We start from the raw sequence: 8,916 nt of genomic DNA on the forward strand, positions 1-8,916 counted from the left end.
CAATTCTCGGTTACGTGAGGTACACCCGTAGGGGCACGGCACTGCCGTGCCCCTACACGCGACGATATAATGTTGTACCGCATCTGAATGGGAACTGCTATATCTCTGGTTACACGGCTGCTGCCTCTAGGCTTTTACAGGAGGCACAGCCTCCCAAAAAACTCCTAACTCCGCGTTTCCTCACTCTTAACTCCTAACTCATAAAGAATATCCCGTAGCCTTATAAACATAATCCATAACTTTTTGATAAGAATCTGGATTACTCACCGGATTAATAATGATCGGAATCGTCCCATCAGGCAACCAAAAAGTTATCCTACCGTTAGGTTCATGACAAAATGAATTGATGCAGTTGAGATTAATTACATATTCATTTCTTTCATAAAGAATTTTCACCCAGTAAGCGTTCTCTAATTGCAAAGCTGTAACACTTTCTATATAATCCAGAATCTTTTGATAGTCTTCTATATTGCTTTGCGGGTTAATCACAATCGGAATCGCACTATCGGGTAGCCAAAATGTTACTCTGCCATTTGGTTCATAACAAAAGGCATTAACACGGTCAATATTGATTACATATTGTTTCCTCTCGTAAAGGATTTTCACCCAGTACGCCACAAAATCTCCTCAATTGTCCTTGGTTATTTGTCTTATAGCGGTTCTCAATTGCATAGAATACAGACCTAACCACGCCAGGCGCGTGAGTGTCGGCATCCCCGACGGCAGGTGCTACAACGCTTGGTACCCCAACGCCAGATGCCTCAACGGAACGGCAGTCGCTACAACGCGCTTAACCCGCGCAACGCGCTGCCTCGGAAACCTCCGCACGGCACTGGTGGCTTGGCAACGCACTGCCTCCCCAGCGCACTGGCTCCCCAGCCCCTTCCCTACAAGGGAAGGGGAGTAAGCGTCAAAGCCTCTCTCCTACAAGGCTTGAATCTGGTAGGGTGCGTTATAGACCTAACGTCCTAACGCACCGAAAATCAAAGGATGGTGCCGTACCCTCTACAAAACTAGGGATGGTGCCGTACCCTCAGCAATAACACACCCTACAAAACTCTTTCCTAAAAGCCCAAAATCCAAACCTCACCCTCGCTTTACCCTACGGGTAAATCTTTCCCTCTCCTTATTAAGGAGAGGGATGTCCGAAGGACAGGGTGAGGTTTTGCGAGGTTTCACGGCGTTTAAAATACTTCTAATGGTGCTGCAAAATTCGAGGTAGGATGAGAACGAGCGATCGCTGCTTCCATAAATCCTGCAAATAATGGATGAGGTGCGGAAGGACGCGAAAGAAATTCTGGATGAAATTGGCAAGCTATAAAGAACGGATGATGCGGTAATTCAATCATTTCTACTAAGCGTCCATCAAGAGATGTGCCGCTTATCACATACCCAGATTCTAAAAACAACTGGCGATAAGCGTTGTTAAATTCGTACCGATGGCGATGACGTTCGTAAACTACATCTTGTTGATATAGGTGAAAAGCCATTGTATTCGGTATCACGCGGCAAGTATACAAACCTAAACGCATTGTACCGCCTAAATCAACTACATCCTGCTGTTCTGGCAAAAGGTTAATTACCGCATTGGTAGTCATTGGGTCAAATTCGGCACTATTTGCATCGGCAAATCCCGCAACGTTCCTTGCCCATTCAATTACAGAACATTGCATTCCCAGACACAAACCTAAGAAGGGAATGTGCCTTTCGCGTGCGTAATTAATCGCGGCAATCTTACCATCTACGCCTCTAGTACCGAAACCTCCGGGTACAATTATTCCATCGACACCTTCAAGATGCTTTTCGACATCTTCAACTTCTAGCGTCTCAGAATTTACCCAGCGTAAAACTAATTCTCCATTAGTGGCGATCGCTCCATGTCTCAATGCTTCTACAACCGACAAATAAGCATCATTTAACCTGACATACTTCCCGACAATCGCAATTTCAACTTGATATTTAGGACTGTACAACCTTTCAACCATAGTTTGCCACTCCACTAAGTCGGGAATGCGTTGTTCCATTTGCAGTAAATCAAGTACTTGCTCTGCTAGCCCTTCTTGTTCTACAATGAGCGGTACTTCATAAATACTTTTGGCATCTTGAGCCGTGATGACGCATTCGGCAGGTACATCACAGAATTCTGACAACTTCTGTTTTAAGCCGTTTGGTAAAGGGCGATCGCACCGACATACTAAAATATCCGGTTGAATGCCAATAGAACGCAATTCTTTCACCGAATGCTGTGTCGGCTTCGTTTTCATCTCCCCCGCTGAAGCAATCCACGGTATCAACGTAACATGCATGTACAATACATTTTGCCGTCCTACTTCCTTACGAAACTGGCGAATTGCTTCTAAAAACGGCAATGATTCAATATCCCCTACCGTTCCGCCAATTTCCGTAATTACCACATCAGGAGTAGTATCACGAGCAACCCTCATAATCCGCTCTTTAATTTCGTTGGTAATATGAGGAATTACCTGCACCGTGCCGCCATTATAATCGCCGCGCCGCTCTTTATTAATTACGGCTTGGTAAATTGAACCAGTGGTAACACTGTTAAGACGCGACATTAATGTATCAGTAAAGCGTTCGTAATGTCCTAAGTCTAAATCCGTCTCAGCACCATCTTGGGTAACAAACACTTCCCCATGCTGAAAAGGACTCATTGTCCCCGGATCGACGTTAATATATGGATCTAGTTTGAGAATTGACACCGAATAATTGCGCGATTTGAGCAATCGTCCCAGACTTGCTGCGACAATTCCCTTACCAATACTGGAAACTACGCCTCCAGTAACAAAGACAAACTTAGTCATAGTACTTACATTTTCTAGCAACTTCTAAAAATACATGCCGTCATTGTGCCACAGTAATTGTGTTATGCAATTTTCTTTGATTTGGCTGTGAAAAGTGTTTTCGGATTGGTATTATTAAGCTCTATAGTCATATCCTCCCCAACTTTGGCTCAAGAGCAATCTCTCAATATTATTTTTCCCTCAGCAAACTACCAAACCAGTGCAGAAAAAATTTTCTTTCTGGGTACAGCACCTGCAAATGGAGAAGTTCTCATCAATGGTAAACCGATAACTCGCAGCAAAGCGGGACATTTTGCCCCAAGTTTACCTTTACAGTTAGGAGAGAATCTCTTTACTGTGCGCTATCAAAATCAAGAACGTCAAATTAAGGTTACAAGAATATCTTCTTTACCTGAGATACCAAAAGGGTTAGCTTTTGCCAAAGATTCTCTGACTCCAGCGGCAGATATTGCTAAACTAGCAGGGGAACTCATTTGTTTTAGCGCGATCGCACCCAAAGATGCCACCGTATCTGTCAAGGTGGCAAATCAAACTATTCCCCTTTTACCTCAACCACAACAAGCGCAACTCCCAAGCAATTTAGCCGCGCTAACCGGAAATAATCAGCCAAACACCCAATCTAACGTTGGGAAGTACGAGGCTTGCACTACAATAGATGCTGCTGCCGATTTGGGACAACCTCAATTTCAACTAACGCTGAATGGTAAAACAATAACTCAGCTCGGTACTGGAAAAATTCAAGTTTTATCACCCGCACAATTACAAGTTGCTGAGGTGACGGTAGATGCTGGAGTTGCTCGTACTGGTCCTTCTACAGATTATTCTAGATTAACACCGTTACCTAAAGGAACACGCGCCACAGTCACGGGTAAAGAAGGTGAATGGTCGCGCTTGGATTATGGTGCTTGGATTAATAGTAAGGAAACTCGCATTTTATCAGGTGCAGTTCCACCAAAGACAATTATTCGCAGTGTGGGATATCGTCAACTTGCGAATGCAACAGAAATAGTTTTTCCGTTGCAAGTTCCTGTACCTGTTAGCGTACAGCAAGGCGATCGCTTTCTCACCCTGACGCTCTACAATACCACAGCGCAAACAGACATTATCAGGAGCGTTGATAATGCCTTAATTTCTCGCCTAGATTGGCAGCAGTTGCCTCAAGGAGGCGTGCAATACACTTTTAACCTCAAAAGAAACCAACAGTGGGGATACAAGCTGAGATACGAGGGAACAAGTTTAGTTTTGTCTTTGCGTCAACCCCCAGAAATCGGCAAAAATGACAAGCCGCTATCTGGCATCAAGATTTTACTCGATCCGGGACACGGCGGTAAAGAATCTGGGGCAAGCGGTCCGACTGGGTATTTAGAAAAAGACTTAAATTTGGTTGTGTCGAAGTTGCTGAAAGATGAGTTGACCAAACGAGGGGCAACGGTGGTGATGACGCGGGAAGATGATAAGGAAGTTTCGTTAGGCGATCGCCAAGCGATAATTGATAAGGAAGAACCCGCAATTTCTATTTCCATTCATCACAATTCTTTACCTGATGATGGTGATGCTGAGAAAATCAAAGGTTTTGCTGCTTTTTGGTATCATCCCCAAGCTCACAGTTTAGCTGTATTTTTGCATAATTATGTAGTTAAAAAGTTAAAGCGTCCTGCTTATGGTGTATTTTGGGATAACTTGGCGTTGACACGTCCAGCAAGTACGCCGTCGGTGTTGTTGGAATTGGGTTTTATGAGTAATCCCGATGAATTTGAGTTGGTGACGAATCCGGAAGAACAGAAGAAAGAAGCGAGCGCGATCGCTCAAGGAATTGTCGAGTGGTTTAAAAGCGATCGTTAAAAGCCCTTCCTACTAAAAGCACTTTCTCACTCCCTACTCCCCACTTTCTAATAAATTCCCCCCTAAGTCAGATGTTTTTTGGCTTAGTATTCAAATTGATTTTCCTAGATTTTTGCTTTTGTCAAGAGTATGCGGTATTTACGTATCCGTAAATCCCGCAATCAGATTTCTTCCTTAAATAACCCTACTCTCGAAATGCCGAAACCCGGACACAGCAAAATATTTGCTTGATTAAGTTCAACTATCTAACATCAAAGTTTTTTCGATAAATCCGGGCTTTTCAGCAAAAGTTTACAATTTCTTTAATAATTTTTTTTCTTTCTACATATTAACTTTATATTATCTCTTTTAAATATACAGAGAAAAAGGTATATTTATTTGTGATAAGAGAAAATGTACATATCCACAGTAAATAACCAAGCAACTAAGCAATTGAAAATTACTTTCGGTTAAATAGCTTTTTTGAAGTCAAGGTTGGTAGAGATATTATAGTTGCGGCGCACTCGCCGTGGTTTGGATTTGAGAAAAATGAAGAAAAGTGTCAAGAGATTGTTAAACTCATTAACTCTTGAGATGCTACAGTTTTAGCAATTGGTGTAGGCGCACCCAAACAAGAAATGTGGATTGCTAAATATAGAAAGCAATTGAAGAATGTGAAAGTATTTTTGGCTATTGGTGCAACTATCGGTTTTAAGGCAGGTAATATCAAGCGATCGCCAAAGTGTATGAGTGAAGTTGGTCTAAAGTGGCTTTATCGGCTGTTAAGCGAACCTCAGCGACTCTGGAAGAGGTGTCTGTTGGATGCTATTCCATTTTTGTGGTTAATTGTGAAGCAAAGATTTCAGCTTTATGAAAATCCTTGGTCAGCAGTTAAGAGACATAAGGGTAGTAACCTCGTTATAAAGAGTAAAAAAATGTAAAAACTTTTAGTTTCCAGAAAAGTTGATCCAAGTTTTTACTCAAAGTATTCACATTTGAATTTCATTGATACTCCAACCACGCATTCATCTATAGTAAGAAATTTGTATGGAGACAATAAAACTATCCTGAAGAGATAGATGTGCAAAAATATTTGCTAGTTCTCAAACGTAAAATATAAAATACTACTGTGAATAACTCACCGGAAAAAGTGAGTTTTTGGATAAAATCTTGCCTGCTGACTATCGCGTTGATTTTATCAAACTTGATGTTGAAGGTGGCAAGTTAGCTGTACTTCGCGGTGCAGAATCAACTTCATTGCAACGTTATCGTCCGGTACTATTATTTGAATGTACTCAAACCGGATTATCTTGCTTTGGTTTTACCCCGATTGAAGTATTTGAATTTTTGACTCAAAAGCATTCGTATTCGATATTTTTGCTGAAAGATTTTTTGAGCGATCGCTTACTCTTAAACTTTGACCAATTTTACAACGCTTTGCACTACCCATTCCAAGCGTTTAACTTCATCGCTGTCGCAAAACACTATTAATAACAAGGGGGAGTGGGGGAGGGGGAGATGAGGGAGATGAGGGAGCAAATTCTTCCTTGTCCCCCCACTCCCCCCACTCCCCCCACTCCCCCTGTCCCCCTGTCCCCCTGTCCCCCTGTCTCCCCACTCCCCCTGCCCGCAAAAAATTATTGATATGATAATTTAGATATCACAGGAGGCAGGAATATGGACAAATCTTTGCTGCAAACATTTCGCAAAGCGTATCAAGATTTGGAATTATTTCCGCTAATCAATGTGAGGCAGATTGAAGCGTTTCGAGTTGATTTTGCTAATGATACCATCGCCCGCCTAGAGCAAGCAGTGGAAGATGCACCTCCTAACGGTAAAATCATTTTCGCAGGGCATCGAGGATGTGGCAAGTCTACTCTGTTGGCGAAATTTTCTCAAAAAATGAGGCAGCAGGAATATTTTGTTGCCTTCTTTTCAATTGCAGAAATGATTGAAATGTCTGACGTTAATCACGTTAACATTTTGTATGCAATCACCCTCACTCTGTTAAGTAAAGCGACTGAAGCGGGAGTGCAAATATCCGATAAGACCAGAAAATCTCTCTTAGAATGGTTTACTACCACTCAAACCGAGACTGTTACCAAAGACTTGAAGTCTGAGGTGGGACTAGGTGGTGATTTTCTCAAACTTATCACCGCCAAGCTGAAAAATGAAGCGACGTTTCGCGAAGAAATTAAAAAGACTTACGAACGCAAAGTTTCTGAACTGGCACACAAAGCTGATGAAATTGCCTCTATCATTCAAGTTGAGACAAAAAAGCAGGTCTTGGTAGTAATTGATGACTTGGACAAACTTGATTTGGGTTTGGTGGAAGATATTTATAAAAACAATATTAATTCTTTATTTTTACCGAAGTTTCAACTTATTTACACAATTCCTATTTCCGCTATTCGCAACAGTGAATTACTCCCAATTTGACAATCAGTAGTCTCGCGGATTCAACTGATGGCAGTTTGTAAGTTTTTCAAGCCCCAAGACTGCCACAAAACAGACGGTGTACCGAAGGAACAGTTGATAAACTTATTTCTGGAAATTCTCAAAAAGCGCATTCCACACGAATTAATTGAACCGGAAATTGCCAGAGAAATTGTCATTAAAAGTGGTGGTGTTGTGCGGGAGTTGGTACGAATAGCTAGGGAATGTTGCTCTCAATGTCTGCTACTAATTCGCTCTGAACCAGAGCGAACCGATATTAAAATTAATCAGGAAATTCTTCAATTAGCTGTTAAAGATTTGCGAAATGAATTTGCCCGTCCCTTGGGTGAGAATTTGTATACTATATTAGTAACAACTTACGAAAACCTGACACCGCAAGATGCTAAAAGTGACGAGTTTCTCTCACTGCTGCATGGATTGTATGTGTTGGAATATGAAAATGATGATTTGTGGTATGATGTGCATCCAATTGTGGTAGATATACTCAAGCGCAAGCAGTTAATTTAGATAATGTCAACAATTGATGATGTTAAAGCGGAAAATCAACGGAATTATCAGAAGTTAATTGTAGCTTTAGAAGCTAGCCAGGGTATTCTCAACTTGCTGATTGCAGTTTGCGATGACCGTAATTTGCGCGAAATCTTAATTAGTCAATACGAAACTGAACTCAGACAGCAGGATTTTCTTACCTATCGGGTGCGGGTACGCACACAAGATCCTAGTTTACGCTATGCACTGGCGCAGTTGGTAGCAGAAGGAAATTTGCAGCCAGATAAATCTGCTGTAATTACGGTGTTGGGATTGGATGAACTGCTGTCAGTGAAGCTAGACAGCCCAAAATCCGAGCAAGATAGGTTTTTTGGTTACTTACAGTGGACAAGGGAGGGACTGCGAGAGTTTCTTTTCCCAATTGTTCTGTGGTTAACTGAATCAATGCTGGTTAGTTTAGCACAACGATCGCCAGATTTTTGGAGTTGGCGAGGTGGGGTATTTTGGTTTACGCGAGAATCTGCTTCAATAGATAGACGGAATATTAGCGAATTACAATCACTGTCAGTATCTAAAACTATACCAAAGGAAATCGGCGGTTTACCTTTGGAAGAAATATTACGATTGATTTCGCAAATTGAAGCTGAAGGCAAAGAAGCACCTTTACTCGCAACATTATACGACAGTTTGGCAAAAGCCTATCAACAACGCGATCGCAGTTCCCAAGATCGCAAATTGGCAATTCAAGCATATGAAAATGCTATTGCGCTGCAAAAAAAGTTAGAGTTAAAGGCTGATTTGGCTAGTAGCTTGAAAAATTTGGGGAATCTCTATTTTGAACTTAAAGATGATGTCACACAAGCTGAGGATTGTTATCAACAGGCACTAGAATTCTACCGCGAAATTGGCGCACGCTTAGGTGAAGCAAATACTTTAAAAGCGATTGGTGATGTTTTACAATTTCTCAAACGCAGTGATGAAGCATTAAGTCGCTACGAAGCAGCTTTGCAATTCTACCGCGAAACAGGTTCTCGCTTGGGTGAAGCAAATACTTTAATAGCGATTGGTGATGTTTTACAATTTCTCGACCGTCGTGATGAAGCTTTAAGTCGCTACGAAGCAGCTTTGCAATTCTACCGCGAAATAGGCGATCGCTTGGGTGAAGCAAATACTTTAATAGCGATTGGTCATGTTTTACAATTTCTCAAACGCAGTGATGAAGCATTAAGTCGCTACGAAGCAGCTTTGCAATTCTACCGCGAAATAGGCGATCGCTTGGGTGAAGCAAATACTTTAATAGCGATTGGTCATGTTTTACAATTTCTCA

9 protein-coding genes and 1 pseudogene are annotated in these 8,916 nt (G+C 41.7%); 7 read left to right on the top strand and 3 right to left on the bottom strand.

The window, feature by feature from the left end; translation table 11 throughout:
• Positions 1 to 197, top strand: a 197-nt coding sequence (locus AABK37_RS38155; protein ID WP_432556621.1) for a hypothetical protein, incomplete at its 5' end; no start/stop codon positions are given.
• A gap of 1 nt (position 198) precedes the next feature.
• Here the strand turns inward: AABK37_RS38155 and AABK37_RS38160 are convergent.
• Positions 199 to 618 (bottom strand): hypothetical protein, encoded by a 420-nt coding sequence (locus AABK37_RS38160; protein WP_432556622.1) that lies wholly within the window; start codon positions 616 to 618, stop codon positions 199 to 201.
• A gap of 566 nt (positions 619 to 1,184) precedes the next feature.
• A complete protein-coding gene (locus tag AABK37_RS38165) occupies positions 1,185 to 2,822 on the bottom strand; it encodes a CTP synthase (protein WP_432556623.1) in 1,638 nt (545 codons plus the stop codon).
• 87 nt (positions 2,823 to 2,909) lie between these two features.
• Here AABK37_RS38165 and AABK37_RS38170 point away from each other — a divergent pair, with 87 nt between their 5' ends.
• The 3 genes and pseudogenes from AABK37_RS38170 to AABK37_RS38180 all read left to right on the top strand — a co-directional run bounded on the left by AABK37_RS38170 (position 2,910) and on the right by AABK37_RS38180 (position 6,134).
• Complete coding sequence (locus AABK37_RS38170; protein ID WP_432556629.1) at positions 2,910 to 4,664, top strand: N-acetylmuramoyl-L-alanine amidase; 1,755 nt, start codon at positions 2,910 to 2,912, stop codon at positions 4,662 to 4,664.
• A gap of 470 nt (positions 4,665 to 5,134) precedes the next feature.
• Positions 5,135 to 5,584: pseudogene (locus tag AABK37_RS38175) on the top strand (WecB/TagA/CpsF family glycosyltransferase); the annotation flags it as partial.
• A gap of 217 nt (positions 5,585 to 5,801) precedes the next feature.
• Positions 5,802 to 6,134, top strand: coding sequence for an FkbM family methyltransferase (locus AABK37_RS38180; protein WP_432556624.1), 333 nt, complete (start codon positions 5,802 to 5,804; stop codon positions 6,132 to 6,134).
• Here AABK37_RS38180 and AABK37_RS38185 read toward each other — a convergent pair.
• Complete coding sequence (locus tag AABK37_RS38185; RefSeq protein WP_432556625.1) at positions 6,109 to 6,276, bottom strand: hypothetical protein; 168 nt, start codon at positions 6,274 to 6,276, stop codon at positions 6,109 to 6,111. The two genes, AABK37_RS38180 and AABK37_RS38185, sit on opposite strands and share 26 nt — an antisense overlap.
• Before the next feature lie 44 nt (positions 6,277 to 6,320).
• Here AABK37_RS38185 and AABK37_RS38190 point away from each other — a divergent pair, with 44 nt between their 5' ends.
• The 3 genes from AABK37_RS38190 to AABK37_RS38200 all read left to right on the top strand — a co-directional run.
• The gene (locus AABK37_RS38190; protein WP_432556626.1) at positions 6,321 to 7,082 is read left to right on the top strand and encodes a P-loop NTPase fold protein; all 762 of its coding nucleotides are present in this window, start codon (positions 6,321 to 6,323) and stop codon (positions 7,080 to 7,082) included.
• A 27-nt stretch (positions 7,083 to 7,109) separates the two neighbouring features.
• Complete coding sequence (locus AABK37_RS38195) at positions 7,110 to 7,607, top strand: hypothetical protein (protein WP_432556627.1); 498 nt, start codon at positions 7,110 to 7,112, stop codon at positions 7,605 to 7,607.
• A 3-nt stretch (positions 7,608 to 7,610) separates the two neighbouring features.
• Positions 7,611 to 8,916, top strand: a 1,306-nt coding sequence (locus AABK37_RS38200; RefSeq protein WP_432556628.1) for a tetratricopeptide repeat protein, incomplete at its 3' end; no start/stop codon positions are given.

The organism is Tolypothrix sp. VBCCA 56010 (assembly GCF_050875635.1).
Classification (GTDB): domain Bacteria; phylum Cyanobacteriota; class Cyanobacteriia; order Cyanobacteriales; family Nostocaceae; genus Hassallia.